This window comes from Paenibacillus sp. BIHB 4019 (assembly GCF_002741035.1).
In the GTDB taxonomy this organism is placed as follows: Bacteria; Bacillota; Bacilli; order Paenibacillales; family Paenibacillaceae; genus Pristimantibacillus.
Genome location: NZ_CP016808.1, coordinates 4,441,596 through 4,458,151, shown reverse-complemented (window position 1 = coordinate 4,458,151; position 16,556 = coordinate 4,441,596). Strand labels below are relative to the sequence as shown.

Genomic DNA, 16,556 nt, shown 5'->3' with positions numbered 1-16,556 from the left:
TGGCTCCAGCCGTTCTAGGCGGATGAGCCCGTTTTTCCCTATCATCGTTTGTGAATCGCCCTGTTTGAAGACATTCCATGGCTAGCTTCATTTTTTTGATCATTACAAAGGCATTAAGAAGGATCGTCAGCTGCCGGTTCACCGAATACCGGATTTCCATCCTCGTCCCAGTCGATTTTTTTTATTCTGGCATGGCGATTGGGGTCATACAGCGGATTGCCCACAATCTCCTTATAACTCCGGCCATGATAGACAAGCACATCCTCCATCTCGTCCTCCGCAACCGTGAAGCAGCTATGTCCAGGTCCGTATTGTCCTGTCCGCTCGCTCGTCTGAAACACCGGCTGTGGCGATTTGCTCCAAGCAGCCGCATCAAGCGGATCACAGTCCGCATTTGCTGTCAGAAGTCCCATGCAATAATGATGATCCGTTGCGCTTGCGGAATAGGTGATAAACAGCTTGCCGTTTCGCTCTAGCACTGCTGGCCCTTCGTTCACCTTGAAGCCTATCATTTCCCATGGAAGCTCCGGCTTCGTCAATAGCACCTGCTCGCCGCGCAGCGTCCATGGATTTTCCAGCTCTGAAATGTACAAATTGGAATTCCCTGCAACATGCGGCGCTTTCTGCGCCCAAACCAAAAACTGCTTGCCTTTATGAGAGAAGCTGGTCGCATCAAGCGCGAACGTATCCCAAGCGGTGCGGATTTGACCCTTCTCTGTCCATTCGCCTTCCAGCGGATTGGACGAAGCATTTTCAAGGACAAACATGCGATGGTTGAACAAGCCGTCAACGATTTCTTCCGAAGGCGCCGCCGCGAAATAGATGTACCATTTTTCTTCAATGAAATGGATTTCCGGTGCCCAGATTAAAGCGCTCATTGGCCCTATGTCCGGCTTCGTCCATACAACGACTGGCGGACTTCCGGCAAGCTCCGTCAGCCCCTTTGCCCTGCGCAGCTCAATTCGGTCGAATTCAGGCACGGATGCTGTAAAATAATAATACCCGTCCGAATGCCGGTAAACCCACGGGTCCGCTCTTTGTTCGATAAAGGGATTAGGAAAAAGCTGTGTATTTACTGGATTAGCTGCATCTTTCATCGTTGTGAGCCTCATTTCGTCGTTAGCCTTTTACCGCGCCCGCCGTTACGCCGCCAATAATATAGCGCTGAGCGAATCCGTAGAAGATCATAATAGGAATCATGGACAGGATAATAGCTGCGAATGCCATATTTACCTGAGACGTATATTCGCCGAAAAACTGGAATTGCACGAGCGGCAGCGTAGAAACCGCTTTTTTCTGCACAAGCACCATAGAAACAATGAAATCATTCCACGCCCCCAAGGCGCTAAGTACGATGATCGTCATGTTAATAGGCTTGAGGAGCGGAAAAATAATGCTAAAAAAAGTCCGGTAACGTGAAGCTCCGTCCAGCAAAGCCGATTCCTCCAGCTCCCTTGGAACCGTCTTGATGAAGCCGACATACAGGAAGCAAAAATAACCGATTTGCACGCCCGTCAACGAGGTGATGAGCCCCGGCAGCGTATTCAAAATATGAAGGTCCGCCCAGGTTTTGTATAGCGGAAACATCAGCACCTGAAACGGCAGCATAATGCTCGACATAAATAAATAATAGAAAAACGTATAGAAGCGGTTATTGTTTCGGGCAATGACGTAGGCTCCCATGGAGCAGACGAGAATCGTCAGAGCAACCGTCGCCGATGTTGTCACCACGCTGTTGCGAAGCGCAAGGAAAAAGTTGGAGGCTTCAATGGCATCCGCATAATTGCTCCAGGAAATGTGCTTGGGAAAGCTGAGCGGACTTTCGGCCGTCTCCATCGGCGTCTTAATGGAATAGACAATTGCGATATAGAAGGGGAACAAGAACAGCAGGCCGATTGCATAAAGGATAGCAATGCGCATTCGTTCCACCCACTTAGATTGCTTGGCAGCTCGCGATGTGTTCAATATTCCACCTCCCTTCTGCGGAAATAGCCGGTAACGAGAACGGTAATAAAGAGAATGAACGCGAAAAGCACAATGGCGGACATCTGCCCGTAGCCTGCCTTGAAATAAGGGAATTCGTAATTGTAGACATACATAGCCATCGTCTGGGAAGACGTTCCTGGACCGCCTTTTGTCGCAACCATCGAATAATCGAATTGCCTCAAGCCCGTACCGAGCCACAAAGGAATGCAGTACGTAAAGGCAGGCATCAGCAATGGAATTGTAATGCTGCGGAACTGCTGTACGATGCCAGCTCCATCAATGCGGGCCGATTCATACATGTCTTTGGGAATGGTTTGCAGGCCCGCATAATAGATGACCATCGCAAGACCTACCTCTTTCCAGACAGCAATGATGACAATGCCCAGCATGACAGTTGAAGGATTGCCAAGCAGACCGCTATCGGTGTGGAATAGAATCGGATAAATATCACTGTAAATATAGCGCCAAATAATGGAGGCCAACACAAGGCTGATGACCATCGGCATAAATATGAACGTCTTTAACAGGTTGACCCCTTTGAATTTGGTATTGAGCGCCACGGCTAGCAACAGACCCAACACGTTGACGAGAAACGTCGTGGAAAAAGCGAAAAACAACGTATTTTTAATCGGCTCGATAGCATCGGTGTCGCTGAACAGCAGCTTGAGGTTGCGCAAGCCAACATAGTCATAGGTTGGGCTTATGCCATCCCAATTGGTAAACGCAATGTTCAGCCCGCGGAAAAAGGGGAAAATGACAACTAAAGAAAAAAATAAAAGAGCCGGAATCAGGAACGTAAAGGTTACGAGGTTGTTTTTGTATAGTCTCTTCATCCACTCACCGCCAAATCTTTAATAAGAATATAGAGCTTTTCGGCGCCCCTATGCGATTCAAGCGCCGAAAAGCTCGAGCTGTTAATTCATTTTATTGATTTTTGCAAAGCCATCGTCGAGCTTCTTAATCGTCTCATCCACATTGCGCTCGGCAGGGTCGGTTACGAGGAAGAAGGTCATCACTTTTTGCCATGTATCGTCATATTGGCCGTACCAAAGCGGCTTCACCTGATTGTTGACAATTTTTCCGGATTGGAAAACGGCTTGGAACTCAGCCGAGATCGGGTCCTGCTGCGCTGGTTTAATATCTTTGGAGATGGTGCTGATCGTCTGTACGCCATCCGCCCAAATTTGCGCTCCCTCATCGGAGGCCATAAAATCAAAGAATTTTTTCGCCAGCTCGACATTCGCCGATTTGGCCCCGATCATCCATGTGTCATCCGTGGAATACGTCATGTAGTTGTCTTCAGGATTATCAGTCGCCGGGTACATAAACACTCCGAAATTGCCGCTCGGATTGTAACTGCGAATGCTGCCAATCGCAAAGCTGCCCATAATATCCATCGCTGCTTTGCCTTGTGCAAAATATTGCAGGGAACGGTCATAATCAATATCTTTCGCGTCGCTGTTCGCATAGGCGCTAAGCTGGTTTACCCGCTGCAGGAAGTCCTTATATCCAGCAACGTCCGAGAAGCTTTTTTCGCCCGCTATAATTTTGCTCGCATAATCAGGGTTGTTCACGAGCAGCGTCCCCCACATGTCCGGCCACATAAAGCTCATGTAGGAAGCTCCATCCTTCCATGAGGCTGCAAATGGCGTAATCCCTTTGGATTGCAGCGTCTCCGCAGCCTTCAGCAGCTCCGAATAGGTTTTCGGCACCTCAACGCCTGCCTCTTTAAATAAATCCTTGTTGTAAATGACGGCATTCGTCATCAAGTCAATCGGCAACCCGTATACTTTGCCTTCATAAGTGACATTTGGAATATAGGCCGGGTCGACCCTTTTAACAAAAGCCTCATTCGTGACGTCCAGGAAGGCTCCGGCCTTCGTCATGTCAACCATGCCTGCAGGGCGTCCAAATATAATGTCAGGCGTATCTCCTGCGCTGACCTTCAACTTAATGTTATCGTTGTATTTATCTACCGGCATAACCGAGATATCGAAGCTTACGTTTGGATTCAGCTCAGTGAATTTGTCTGTCAGCTTCTTGAAGGTATCTACCTTCGGCTTCTCAACCATGTAGTGAACGACGCTCAGCGTAACTTTCGCGCCTGTGTCTGTTTTAGCAGGAGCGGACGCCTGCTCCGATGGAGATGCACCTGTCTGGGAGGAATCCTCATTGCCATTGCTTGCACTTCCGCAACCAGATAACATCGTTACTGCCAAAAACAAGGTACTCGCCATTGATAACGCTTTCACTTTTCTCATTTTGTTGACCTCCGCTTTAGTTATGGATGGGCATTTCGAATTGTAACCGCTTTCTATTTGGATTATAGAATAAAAAATAATGATATTATATAACCAATTGGTTATAAAAATCACTTAATTATATTTTTCTTTTAACTCCCTCTAGTTTGATGCTATATTATAATTATCTTACCTTTTGAGGTGGCGCCAATGGGCAAATTGCCTTTATACAAACAAATACAAAGCTATTACAGAGAGCGGATTTTAACAGGCGAATTGCGCTACAAGGACAGAGTGCCTTCCGAGCAAGAAATTATGGAGGAATTCCGGGTCAGCAAAATAACGGTGAAAAATGCATTGATCTCGCTGGCGGAGGAAGGACTGATCACCCGTATACAAGGAAAGGGCACCTTCGTCGCTCAAGTGAACGATGAGGCCCTCAGCGTAAAAACGGAGCTGCAGCGCCGTCCGCCTGCCGAAGGTTTGAATGACATTATTGGGTTTATTATTCCTACTCTAAAGACGAAGGTCATTCAAAAGCTGGTCGATTACGTAGAGCTTCATGCGAAGGAAGCCGGGTACCAGACGATTTTGCATATTACGAGGGAGTCTTCTGTGGAAGAGTCAAAAGCGATTAACAAATTGACCGAAATCGGGGTAAAGGGAATTATCGTTTTCCCTACCGAGGACGAGAAATACAACGAATCGCTGCTGCGATTATCGCTCGATAAGTTTCCCTTTGTTTTTATTGACCGTTACCTGCGAAACATTGATACTTATCAAATTATTTCAGATAACGCAGCCGGGTCCTATGAGACGATCAATTATTTATTGAGCAAAGGGCATCAAAATATTGCTTTAATCTCGCCCGACAATACGAATACAGCGATTGAAGACCGCACGCTGGGCTTTGAGAAGGCATATATCGATAAACGTATCTCCATTGACAAAACACTGTGGTGCCATGTTCCGCTCGATATTTTACGTACAGACCAAGCCGAGCCATACGTCACGGCGTTCCTAAGCCTTCATCCCGAGGTGAGCGCCATCTACGCTTTATCCGCCGAAACGGCTCAAATTGCGTATCAATCGCTTGGAAAGCTTGACCGCCGGGAAACCGAAATCGTCTCCTTCGATAATCCCGACCTGCCGGGCATTTCCTATGTCAGCCAAAACGAAAATCGGCTTGCCCAAGCAGCTGTCACCTTGCTTAAATCGCAAATGGAGGGAGAATATTTGCCGCAGCAAACCGTCATTGAAGTCGAGCTAATCTTATTTGACTAGCTTCACCAGCTGCCATAGAATGTGAAAAAAACCGTTTCAAACCAAGCAAAGCCAAGAGGAAATTCCTCTTGGCTTTGCTTGGTTTGACGGCAAAATGTTGCAGTATTGCCTGACTATCAGACCTTCTGGTACGAGAATAACGGCTTGCCTTCCCAAACCTTGCTCGGAATTTCCCGCTTTAATACCGGAATGACATCCGCGGCAAAACGCTCCATCTGCTCGCGCTGCTCCGCCTCCGTCAGCCCATCCACGCTTATGCTCAGCACCTCGTGCCCAAACGCTTGTTGATAATTCAAAATCTTCTCAATCACATGCTCCGCACTGCCGACAAGGGCGGGCCCATTCGCAATATTATCCTCCAAATCCTTGAACGGCGATTGATTATGCTTCGCAGAATCCGTCGACTGGAAGGCGTTATAATAGGGGCGGTAGCGCCGAACCGCCTCCTCATTCGTGTCCGCCAAATATAAGCTGCCTGCTCCCGAACCAACGACCGCATTCTTTGGATCATGCCCGTAAAATGCCCAGCGCTCGCGGTAATGATCAATCAGCGCCTTATATTTCGCCTGTGGATGAAAGCTGTTGGAGGAAAAAATCGGCTCGCCGTATTTAGCCGCCAGCTCCGTTGATAGCGGGCTCGATGCGCTCCCATGCCAGATTGGAATGCGGGCTTGGAAGGGACGCGGCTGCGTCGTCACCTTGTCGAGCGGAGTGCGGTAGCGACCTTCCCAGCTTACCTCTTCCTCGGTCCATAGCCGATTAAGCAGGGCATACCGCTCCGCCATCGATTCCCACTGCTCCTCTTCCGTAATGCCAAACAGCGGATAATGCCGCGGATCATTTCCCTTGCCAATAATGAGCTCCAGCCGCCCGCCGGACAGATGGTCCAGCGTCGCATAATCCTCGGCTACGCGCACCGGGTCAAGCACGCTCAATACGGTAACCGTCGTAAGCAGACGAATGCGCGACGTTCTGGCGGCAATCGCAGTGAGAATGACAGGAGGCGACGAGGACAAAAACGGCGCGCCATGCCGCTCCCCCACCCCATAAGCGTCAAAGCCAAGCTTTTCTGCCAGCACCGCCTGATTTAGCACATTTTGAAATTTTTGCTGCGTGGTGAGCGCCTCTCCAGTGACGGCATTGGGAATATTCATCAGCAAGCTGAATAAAGCAAATTTCATGCTTGTTGCTCCTCTCAGGATAAAAGGTCGATATACCACTATTCACATGATTATAATATGAATTAAGTTAAATTCACCTTATCACCTGTTTCCTGCTGCCGTCTAATAGAGATTATTGATTTTCCAATTTAAATAATGAATACGAAAACGAGTGGCTCTGGGCGCGCAGAAAAGTCGGGGCTCTTTGGAAGTTTACTTGGACAAAGGCACGCGATACACGCCTTCGCTGCCGCCCGGCGCTGTCCCGATATATAAATAGCCGTTATGATTGACCGCTGTCGTTATGCCATAAAGCGTGCCCTCCGGGTCATGCCAGCTCTCAAGCAGCTCCCCTTGCGGGCTGTATTTGGCGACAAGCCCATGCTTCACCGGGGCGCTGGCACCATTAAGCAGCGCTTGCGGCACTTTAGCCATCAGGCCAGCCAGCCACGGGCTGCTGTGCATTTGATCGGCAAACGCCAAGCGGGTCGTGAAAATGCCGACCCAGAAGTTCCCTTGTGCATCGCGCGTTACATTGTCCGGGAAGCCCGCCATATTTTCAGCAAAAATATCCGCCGTCCCCTGCTTCTCGCCCGCAAGCCAATAACGGGTCATCTGATAGTGATACGACTCCGCCACCAGCACAAAATCCTCATCAGCAGACAGCGCAATTCCATTGGCAAAATAAAGACCGTCCAGCAGCACCGAGGTTTGCTTCGTCGCTGGATCATATTTCAGCAGCCGTCCGTGCGGCTTGTTTTCCGCCAACTCCTTAAAGCTCACCTTGCCATAATTCGATGTATCTGAAAAATAAACCGTGCCATCCTTCGCGATATCAAGCTCATTGGCTAAATAAATCGGCTCGCCATCGACCGAATCGGCAAGCACCTCTACCTCTCCTGCTGGAGATACCTTCAGCAGGCCTTTCTGTACATCGGTCACAATAAGATTCCCGTCAGCATCAAACATCATGCCATTAGGTGTTCCTTGCGTATCTGCAAACACTTCTGCCTGTCCGGAATTGCCCTGCGCATCGAACGGAACTTTATAGATTTTACCGTCGGAATCGCCTGTATAGAGCTGTCCATCCTGATCAAAGGCAATAAACTCTGGAAAATGCGGGGCATCCGTAACCAGTTGGGCGGAGCTGAGCTTGTCGTTCTGCTGCCACGGCCCTTCCGCCTCGAAAGCAGGCGCGGTTGGCGCGATCCATTTTACCGGGTCGACTGGGGATGGTATTGCAATAAACACCAGCGCACCTGCCACGAGCAGCCCTACTAGGGATAAGGCCACCCGGCTGATGATTTTTCTTTTGGCGGGAGCTTTCGTTTTTTTCACTATAGTTGTCATTTAAATAACTCCTCTAAGTTGATGTAATAGCGAAAGGGATCGTTAGTGCGGCTTCAGCATGCCTCCTACGACCCGAAGCGACTGCCTGCGGGTGACGAAGCGCGACAGCTGCGCACCGAGATAATTTTGCATACCCGGTACAAAATACGACTTGCCTTGCGCCAGCTTGCGCAGCGCCTCCTTGACGATTTTTTCCGGTGTATCTTTTTTCCCGACGGAAGCGGATTCCGTACCTACGACCTTAAAGAAATCCGTATCGGTCGAGCCGGGACAGAAGGCAAAAAACTTCACGCCGCGGTTGCGATTTTCCCACGATAGAGCATCCGTGAACGATAAGACGAAAGCTTTCGTCGCCCCGTAGACGGCCATATAAGGAAGCGGCTGAAAGCCCGCAGTGGAGGCTACATTAATGACGGTTCCTGAGCTTCTGCGCAGCATGCCCGGCAAAAACAGATGGGTCAGGCTCACTACCGCTGCAACATTGAGCATAATCTCCTCATGCTGGCGCTCGCCCGATACTTGCTCGAACAAACCATGTGTAGCAAAGCCTGCATTATTGATAAGCAGCTCAATATCCAGCTTCAGCTGCTGGCATTGCTGATACAGCTCGCTCGGCGCACCCTCCTTGGACAAATCCAGCGCAATGGCCTTTGCTTGTATGCCGTGTTTTTTGCTAAGCTCGGCGGCCAGGCTTTTCAGCTTGCTCTCCGACCGCGCTACAAGCACCAAGTGGCTGCCTTTCTCCGCCAATTGTCTGGCGAACTGCTCTCCTATACCTGATGATGCCCCTGTAACAAGTGTCCATTTTCCGTGAATATTCATATAACGTCCTCCTATTAATATACAATGTATTTTTAAAGAAACACTGTTACCAAACCTTTAAAAATAAGCACCATTACCGTGGGTTAGCCAAGTGGGCTTTCGTTTGGTAACAGTGTTTCTTTATAGAACCATAGTAATTCAGTCTATACATACTGTCAATGCTTTTTTATCAATAAATAAAATTTCACTACAGCCGGTTTCTAAGCGGCTCGGACGACCTTCCACCATCCCCCGCTTCCACCCTGTTGTTAATTCGCATTGACAAGCCCTCCCCGTCTGTATAGAATTTGGGTAAGCAATTTGGAAACTCTGTTTCTAATTAAAAACAGATTGACCGAGACGAAGGTGATAAAAATGAGCGAACAGGATCGTTTCCTTAATACGAATAAACGCGAGTTGAAAACCTACCAGGAAGCACGGCTGCAAAATACCGAAAATCTCCGCAAGCTCGTTGTAGATGCTGCGGCTACTATTTTGCAGGAGGAAGGCCCTGAGGCGGTTACCGTTCGTAAAGTGTCACAGAAAATGGGCTGCTCCACCAAAATCATTTACAGCTTGTTTGTGAATAAAGAAGGTCTAGCCCAGCAGCTGTACCTTGATGGCTGCAAAATAATGGCTCGCGAGTTTGAAGCAACGCCTGCACTAGCCGACCCGAGGGCGCATTTGCTTGCTTTAGGCGAAACCTATTGGCAGTTTGCCCAGCGCTACACCAGCTACTACAAGCTGATGTTTGGCGGAGCATTCGGCGATTTCAAGCCGGATGAGGAAAGCATGCAGGGCACCGTGACGGCTATGCGGCAATTAATCCATGTCATCGGCAGCGCCCAGCAGCAGGGTCTTCTATCAGCTGCGGCACCGACGGATACGATAGAAATTGTCCGCCTCGTCTGGGGCGCCCTCCACGGTGTCATCCATTTGCAAATGGGCGGGCATTTTGGCGATGTTCCCTCCGCCCACGCCACCTATCAGCAAACGATCTCCCTATTAGCGAGCACCTTGTTCGCTAAGCAGGAAGGTTAAAATCGCACCCTGCCCCTTAGCTGTTAGTCAAACTGCAAGGTGATTAATCCGACGTCCTTATTCCAGCGTGAAAAAGCCGCCAATCCTCTAAACAGGAATGGCGGCTTTCTACCGATTATTTTTGATTCGCCGTCATGACGCTGACGACTTTCTCCAGTTGAAGCTCCAGAGAATACGGATCTTCCATAACGAACTCATCGCCGTTTTCGCCAAAGGTGCCGTATTTATATACTTGGCCCTTTTGCACGGCAGGCAACTGCTTCCACAGCTCGCTGTTCAATATTTCCTCGCTTCCTTCGTCCTCTGCCCCGTATAAGAAGATATGATCGCCCGTATATTGAGACAAAACCTCCAATGAAATACTTACAAAACCATCCTTCATATCTTTCGCCTGCTGGGTTGGCGGCAGCTCCAGCATTTGATAAATGGTCGAGCTGCCATAATTGCCGCCCTCAGCCGCGATGACATACAAGGCTTTGTATCCGAATTGAACGATGGAGACCGTTTCGCCTTCCTTGACGATTCCGGCTATTTTCGCTTTGGCCGCTTCAACCTTTGTATCATACTCTGTGATCCACTGCTCGGCTTCCTTCTCCTTCCCGAATATTTTGCTGACGTTCCGGAATTTCTCCAGCGGTCCTGCTGTCTTCAGTTCTTCCCAATAAGGCAGAAACACCGTCGTGCCTACCTTCTCGTATTGCTCAATATTTTCATCAATAGAGCCAATGATGAGATCCGGCTCCAAATACGTCAGCTTCTCCAAATTCATTGGAAAACCGCCCAAATCCTCTATGCCATCCAGTACATCCTGCGAAATGCCGGAATCCCCAAGCCAGGCCTCATTCAACATAAAGCTTCTGACCCCAACTGGAATAATGCCCAGCTTCAGCAGATGGCCCATATATTGATCAGCGGCAACTCGCTGCGGATTGACAGGGACCTCTACGTCTCCTTTAGGCGTAGCTACAATTCGGGTCGCGGCTTGCGGCTCCGCTTGCTGAGCCGCAGGCGATGTCTCCGTATTTGAAGCTCCAGCCGACTGATTAGCTGGCGCATTCGAAGGACTGCCGTTGGTATTCGCGATGCCTCCACATGCGCTTATAAGCAAGGTAAAGCACATCACTAAAGCCATCACTGCTATTTTCGTTCTTCTTTGCATCAATAACTCTCTCCCTGTCGGATAATGAAAATGATTTTCAGTATCATTATAGGGGTAAAACGGGGGTTGCAGAACGGCAAATCCTTGCATCAATAAGGGCAAATCCCGACCTTTCCCTTCCGCACTATACTTCTCTCTGTATCGAGCTGGAGAAACTCCCTTATATTTCTTGAAGCTGCGGCTTAAAGAATGGGCATCCGGGAAGCCTACGCTTTCGGCAATTTCCTGCAAGGTCGCATCCGTCCGCAGCAGCAGCTGCGTCGTGCGCAGGGTCCGAATCTGGCCTAAGTAATGCATTGGGCTGCTGCCTGTTTTATTTTTGAACAATCTTGATAGATGCCCTTCACTGCATTCCAATGCCGCAGCAATTGTTTCCAGCGTAAGCGGCTTATTGTAATACTCATGAATATAGCGAATAGCCATTGCTGCCAAGTCAGGTCGAATCGGGGCCACTTCCTGCTGATGCCATTGCCAGAGCAGCTCATAGACGAACTGGTAAAACCCCGCCTTCACCTGCAGCCTGCCCAGCCCCGTCTCCTGTCTCCACTCCTCATACAGACGCTCGACTTTATCGAACAAAGCAAGCGGAGCACTTGGCTCAAACGCATATTGATAATGGAAAGGGTTATCCTTCTCTATCCGCTTCGCCAAATCCTGTGCGCTTGGCAGCGCAAGCGTCGGCTTGTACAAAATCATATAATATTCCAGCTCGTCCTCTGCTAAAATAGCCAGATTCATGCCTTTGCCGCCATGAAAAAGATGAAATCGCTTGGCCGTATGCATTTGGCGGTCAAGCCAGATTTTCGCGCTTCCGCGCACGGTGTACATAAACGCACTGGCTGGCAGCCGATAGGAGGACAGCTCTTCGCCTTTGTCCATTGCCGAATAGCGAATATCAATTATTTTAATGAAAACATGGTTCCATAGACGTATATGTTCATTTAATTGCATGCTGCCGCTCCACTCCTCTATTGCAGACCCATCCGAACGATTATATTTAACCCCATTATAATTGATAATCATTCTTAGTGGCAACCGAAGCAGGATGATTTAATGAGCAGTGGCTAGTATAACAACATGGTATACAGGCGGCGACCTGCCACAATAAAAAACGCTCTGCTCTGAATGATAAGAGCAGAGCGTTTTATTTTCAACATAGCCGTCTTACGGTCACTTGCTCGCTGCTGTCGCCAGCAAAGCGTTCGTAATGACATCCAGCTGCGTATTCAAGGAATAAAGATCGGTGTAATAAAACAAGCCAAAATCCGCTGCAATGACATGTCCGGCCTTCACCGCAGGCAAGCTGCTCCAAACGGGATGCTCAGACAGGTCGTCCATCCCCTCCCATGAAGAACGCAGCACGTAATCACCCATAAATTGTGGCAGCACTTCCATAGAAACCATTTCGCTTTCTACCGTTTTCGTCTTATCGACCTTATGCTGAATGACTTCCGGCGCTTTCATGCCTAAATAATCATAGACGATTTGCGAGCCCCGTCCGTACTCCTTGCTTTCAATGACCAGCATTTCTTTATTGCCGCCTTCGACAATTGTAATCGTCTTGTCCAGCAAGCCCGATGTGCGAAGCTTTTCTTTGCTTTCTTCTACTTTGCTCTGGAAGGTGTCCAGCAGCGCCTGCGCTTCCTTCTCCTTGCCGAATACTTCGCCAAGCTTCTTAATCCGCTCCTCTGTCGAGATTTGATCAGCCGGAATAAACACAGTTGGCGCAATATCCTTAAGCATCCTATAATTATCCTCGGAATTGGCAATAATCAAATCAGGATCTAGCGACATAACCGCCTCCGGGTTCGCTTCATTCCAGTGGCCCAGCGATTCCACACCTTCCAATTGCTCAGAGAAGGCTGCTCCATCATAAACCTCTGAAATACCGATTGGCTTAATGCCAAGAGCAACCGCATCACCTAGCATATACAGCACAACGATCCGTTTCGGCTCCGCTGGAACAACAACATCTCCTTTTACCGTGGAAATGGTCCTTGTACTCGCTTCACCAGCCGTATCGGCATTGGCTGCAGAAGTTGCCGTTACGTTCGTCGCAGTCTGGGATGTGTTTGAACCCGCATTGTTTACTCCCGCTGAGCAAGCGCTAAGCAGCAGTGTCAAGCTAAGCAGCACGCTCAATACTAGTGCTGAGTTTTTATTTCTCTTCATATTTGTAAACCCTCCGCCATAATATTGATAATGATTATCACCACCATCCATACTATAACGTTGCTGTTCGTACGATCCAATGGACAATTTGGCCGTGCTCAATGGACTATCTTCCTTAGTGCTGCTGCCTCGTTCCTTGGCTTGATAACGTGCTGGCGATAGGCCCGTCTGCTTCTTAAATAAACGGCTGAAATAATATTCATCCGCATAACCGACATATGCCGCGATATCGCGAAGTGTGGCACCCGTCTCCAGCAGCAGCTTTTTCGCTTCCTTAATGCGGATTTGAATAAGATAGTCAATCGGGCTTGCGCCCGTCTGCTTCTTGAACCTCATCGACAGATAACGCGGACTGTAATTAAAGCGATTGGCGAGCTCATCGAGCGAGATGCCCTCCTGATAATGCTCGTGCAGAAAACGTATCGCCTGAGTCACAAGATCCGGCTCGCTGCCCGCCGCCTCCGTTGTTTTCAGCTGGCCCAGCACCTCGTGCACAAATTGGTAGAACAGCCCCTTAATTTGCACGCTGCCGAGACTTCCTTCATTTCTGAGCGTCTGATTCATCGTTGACATCAGCACGAGCATGGCAAGCGGCTCATCGGGCTCAAACCCATATTGCATTTCAAAAGGGCTTCGGCGCTCCAGCAGCTGGCGAATTTCCCTCCAGCCAGAGAAAGCAAGCTTTGCCCGGTAATACAGCAAATAAAATTCAAACTCTTCCTGGGCTTCGATTTCCAGCCGCATGCCCTTTGCGCCATGCAGCAAATAAAAACGCCGCGATTTATGAAATTGACCGTCCAAATGCAAGCGCGCTGCGCCTTTTACCCCATACAAAAAACCGCTAGCAGGAAAACGATAGTCGCCCAGATGCTCTCCCGCATTCATGACGATATGTCTAATATCAAATATTTTGACCGCTGTATGATTCCATACGGCTATATGCTCACCCAGCTTCACACTGCTTCTCCCCTACTGTAGCCAAACCGCTTTTCCCCCATTATAAATGATAAACCTTCTCAATAAAAGTTAAAAAGAAGAGCATATGCCCCATGCGCATGCTCTTCTTCAGTACGATTCACCCGCTTCCTGCTGCGGGAGCTGTTATCATTTGCTCAGCAGGTTTCGTGTTGCCCTTGTTACAATCCGCTTCGTTTGCTTCGATTCGGACTGCTCCTGCCAGCGCCTGCAAAGATGAAGCACCCAATCCGGATTCGTTTTGCCAGCATCATTCAGCCAGTTGCTTACCGAATCCTGCACATATTTTGCCGGATCGGAGCAAACCGCCTCCAATAGCGGCAATGCAGGAGCAGGCTCTACCTTTAAAGCCGCAATATGCTTGGCCCATACGCCTACCGGGCGCGTCGCTTCAATGGCAAACCGCCGAATATTGGCATCGGCATCCGTTACCCAGCCCTCGAAACATGCCAATGCTGCGTTTAATTCGCGAATAATGGGCTCTCTGACAGCCATCCAAGCGATTTCGCGCACGCCAAAATGAGGGTCTGCCGCATACGGCTTAATGCCAGCCAATTTCTGCTCCAAGCTCAATTGGGCATCGAGCCCGATGATGTATGCGGCCCAGCAGCGGACACTATCTGAGCGGTGGCCCGCCAGTGCCTCGCAGAGGCTGGATCGCTCCGCAGCATCTTTGCCTTTAAGCCATGCAAGCCATTCCCCAGCTATGGCCGGAATGACCTTCATGATTTTACGCTCGCTGCATGCATCCATACGACGCAGCATGGGCCCGGCCTCCTGTCCGAGGCTCAGCTCAAGGACCACTGCATGCAGCAGCGCTCTATGGTCAACTGCCAGCCATTCGGTCAAATTGGCGCTTTCAAGCTTGCCCTCATTCAGCAGACTGGCAACCTCGGGCGGTATATCCTCTATTTTTCGAGCACCTTTCCGGTGCAAAATAATATCAGGTATAAGCGTTTCGGCATCCATGAAACTCTCCCTTTCCTTTTTTAAAAATAGCAGCATGCCAGCAAGCATCGTCGGGTTATAACCGATAATGCCTTCAAAGCAGGCTGCTATTAATAAAATACGCGATAAGGGAATGTAAAAGCTGTAAGGCAGCTTACAGCTTTTGAACAACTTTAGTTTAGTTTTGTTATGTTTTGTTTTTGCAGCTAAGTAGCCAGACGCTCCAGAAGCTTGCCTTGATGAATGCAAATCGTTCTAAAGCCGGTGCTAATGAAGCCTTCTTTAACGAGCTCTTGCAGAGCAATCGTCACGGATTCCCGGCTAGCTCCGACGAGATGGGCAATTTCCTGATGAGAGAGCGGAAAGTTTATTTTAGCAAATTCGCCCGTGCTCGCAAGGCCGAAGTCCTTGCCGAGCCGCATAAGCGCATGCAAAATTTTATCATGCAGGTTCCCGAGTGCCAAATGCTGCGTCAACTGGCTCATGCCGTTCAGGCGTTCGCTTAATACTTGAAGCAGTGACAGCATAAAACGGGGCCGATGCAGCAAAAAATTTTCAAATCGCTTCGGGTCCATTAAGCAAATATGGCTGTCTTCAGCCGCTTCAATGTAATGGTTCCGCGTACCAAACGAAATCATCGCCATTTCCCCAAATACATTGCCTTCGCTCAAAATATCCGAAGTGAACTGCTTGCCCTCCGCGCTAAGCTGATACAAGCGCACCTTGCCTTTTTTCACAAAATAAAGCCCTTCGGCAAAGGATGCCGGCGTCTGAATGAATGTATTTTTCGGGAAGGGCGTAATGACGGTCAGCTCCTCCATCTCGATTAAATCTTCCATCGACAAGGAATGAAGCAAATTAAATTGCGACAAATATTGAATTTTATCCACGATTGGCCTATTCGCTTCGCACATAAACGAGCAGCTTCTGCAGCCAAGCGATGTCGCTCTGAAGCATTTGGTAGGCGTGGTCGGCCAGCAGCTCAAGCGGCTTGTGCTTCTCCTGCGAAATTGGCAGCGTATCCAGATCCGTACCCTCAATCATTTTGAGTTTATCCTGGCGCTTGTCAATCGCTTCCTCAATCAAATAAGCCAGCTTGTGTTTATCAATCTTGTCCAAATAAAAAAGCGTAGCATATAGAGATGTTATGTTAGTCACATTTTTATAAGCGGCATAAATTTCGGTTTCCAGCGCTTTGAGGCCTTTATCTGTAATGCCATAGGTCGTCTTTTCTGGACGGTTGTCTGTCTGAACGACCTCAAGCTTTTGAATGAGCCCTTTTTTCTGCAGCACATCAAATTGGTAATACAGCGTTCCGTCGTTTATTGGAATCGTACTGCCGAGCGACTTGAGCACCTGTTTTTTTATATCATACGGATGGCTTTCCGCTTCGCTCAACGTTCCAAGAATAAAAATTTGCAAGGTCATTGCTTCGCCTCC

At 48.9% G+C, this 16,556-nt stretch carries 14 protein-coding genes; 2 read left to right on the top strand and 12 right to left on the bottom strand.

Annotated elements, in window-relative coordinates:
* Window positions 1-113: 113 nt before the first annotated feature.
* The 4 genes from BBD42_RS19335 to BBD42_RS19320 form a co-directional block, all read right to left on the bottom strand.
* Window positions 114-1,097: a glycoside hydrolase family 43 protein gene (locus BBD42_RS19335; protein WP_099519491.1), complete on the bottom strand. Its 984-nt coding sequence runs from the start codon at window positions 1,095-1,097 to the stop codon at window positions 114-116.
* A 22-nt stretch (window positions 1,098-1,119) separates the two neighbouring features.
* Window positions 1,120-1,965 (bottom strand): carbohydrate ABC transporter permease, encoded by an 846-nt coding sequence (locus BBD42_RS19330; protein WP_237163154.1) that lies wholly within the window; start codon window positions 1,963-1,965, stop codon window positions 1,120-1,122.
* Window positions 1,962-2,819 carry a carbohydrate ABC transporter permease gene (locus BBD42_RS19325; protein ID WP_099519490.1) on the bottom strand — a complete coding sequence of 286 codons (858 nt, stop codon included), beginning with the start codon at window positions 2,817-2,819 and terminating at the stop codon, window positions 1,962-1,964. Before BBD42_RS19325 ends, BBD42_RS19330 begins: the two co-directional genes overlap by 4 nt.
* 81 nt (window positions 2,820-2,900) lie before the next feature.
* Window positions 2,901-4,247: an ABC transporter substrate-binding protein gene (locus BBD42_RS19320; protein WP_099519489.1), complete on the bottom strand. Its 1,347-nt coding sequence runs from the start codon at window positions 4,245-4,247 to the stop codon at window positions 2,901-2,903.
* Window positions 4,248-4,436: 189 nt separating this feature from the next.
* On the opposite strand from BBD42_RS19320, the gene BBD42_RS19315 reads away from it, so the two are divergent.
* Window positions 4,437-5,510, top strand: a complete 1,074-nt coding sequence (locus tag BBD42_RS19315; RefSeq protein ID WP_099519488.1) for a GntR family transcriptional regulator — start codon at window positions 4,437-4,439, stop codon at window positions 5,508-5,510.
* Window positions 5,511-5,626: 116 nt separating this feature from the next.
* Here BBD42_RS19315 and BBD42_RS19310 read toward each other — a convergent pair whose 3' ends face one another.
* From BBD42_RS19310 to BBD42_RS19300, 3 genes are all read right to left on the bottom strand, one after another.
* On the bottom strand, window positions 5,627-6,691 hold the full coding sequence (locus BBD42_RS19310; RefSeq protein WP_099519487.1) for an LLM class flavin-dependent oxidoreductase: 1,065 nt from the start codon (window positions 6,689-6,691) through the stop codon (window positions 5,627-5,629).
* Window positions 6,692-6,883: 192 nt separating this feature from the next.
* The gene (locus BBD42_RS19305; protein WP_099519486.1) at window positions 6,884-8,020 is read right to left on the bottom strand and encodes an SMP-30/gluconolactonase/LRE family protein; all 1,137 of its coding nucleotides are present in this window, start codon (window positions 8,018-8,020) and stop codon (window positions 6,884-6,886) included.
* A gap of 42 nt (window positions 8,021-8,062) precedes the next feature.
* Window positions 8,063-8,842 carry an SDR family NAD(P)-dependent oxidoreductase gene (locus tag BBD42_RS19300; protein ID WP_099519485.1) on the bottom strand — a complete coding sequence of 260 codons (780 nt, stop codon included), beginning with the start codon at window positions 8,840-8,842 and terminating at the stop codon, window positions 8,063-8,065.
* Between the two features lie 354 nt (window positions 8,843-9,196).
* On the opposite strand from BBD42_RS19300, the gene BBD42_RS19295 reads away from it, so the two are divergent.
* Window positions 9,197-9,862, top strand: a complete 666-nt coding sequence (locus tag BBD42_RS19295) for a TetR/AcrR family transcriptional regulator (RefSeq protein WP_099519484.1) — start codon at window positions 9,197-9,199, stop codon at window positions 9,860-9,862.
* A gap of 115 nt (window positions 9,863-9,977) precedes the next feature.
* Here BBD42_RS19295 and BBD42_RS19290 read toward each other — a convergent pair whose 3' ends face one another.
* The 5 genes from BBD42_RS19290 to BBD42_RS19270 form a co-directional block, all read right to left on the bottom strand.
* Window positions 9,978-12,044 (bottom strand): AraC family transcriptional regulator, encoded by a 2,067-nt coding sequence (locus BBD42_RS19290; protein ID WP_237163153.1) that lies wholly within the window; start codon window positions 12,042-12,044, stop codon window positions 9,978-9,980.
* 147 nt (window positions 12,045-12,191) lie between these two features.
* Window positions 12,192-14,150: an AraC family transcriptional regulator gene (locus BBD42_RS19285; RefSeq protein WP_099519482.1), complete on the bottom strand. Its 1,959-nt coding sequence runs from the start codon at window positions 14,148-14,150 to the stop codon at window positions 12,192-12,194.
* Between the two features lie 147 nt (window positions 14,151-14,297).
* Window positions 14,298-15,137: a DNA alkylation repair protein gene (locus tag BBD42_RS19280; RefSeq protein WP_172455557.1), complete on the bottom strand. Its 840-nt coding sequence runs from the start codon at window positions 15,135-15,137 to the stop codon at window positions 14,298-14,300.
* Between the two features lie 185 nt (window positions 15,138-15,322).
* Window positions 15,323-16,006 (bottom strand): Crp/Fnr family transcriptional regulator, encoded by a 684-nt coding sequence (locus BBD42_RS19275; protein WP_099521693.1) that lies wholly within the window; start codon window positions 16,004-16,006, stop codon window positions 15,323-15,325.
* A 7-nt stretch (window positions 16,007-16,013) separates the two neighbouring features.
* The gene (locus BBD42_RS19270; protein WP_099519481.1) at window positions 16,014-16,544 is read right to left on the bottom strand and encodes a PadR family transcriptional regulator; all 531 of its coding nucleotides are present in this window, start codon (window positions 16,542-16,544) and stop codon (window positions 16,014-16,016) included.
* Window positions 16,545-16,556: the final 12 nt, after the last annotated feature.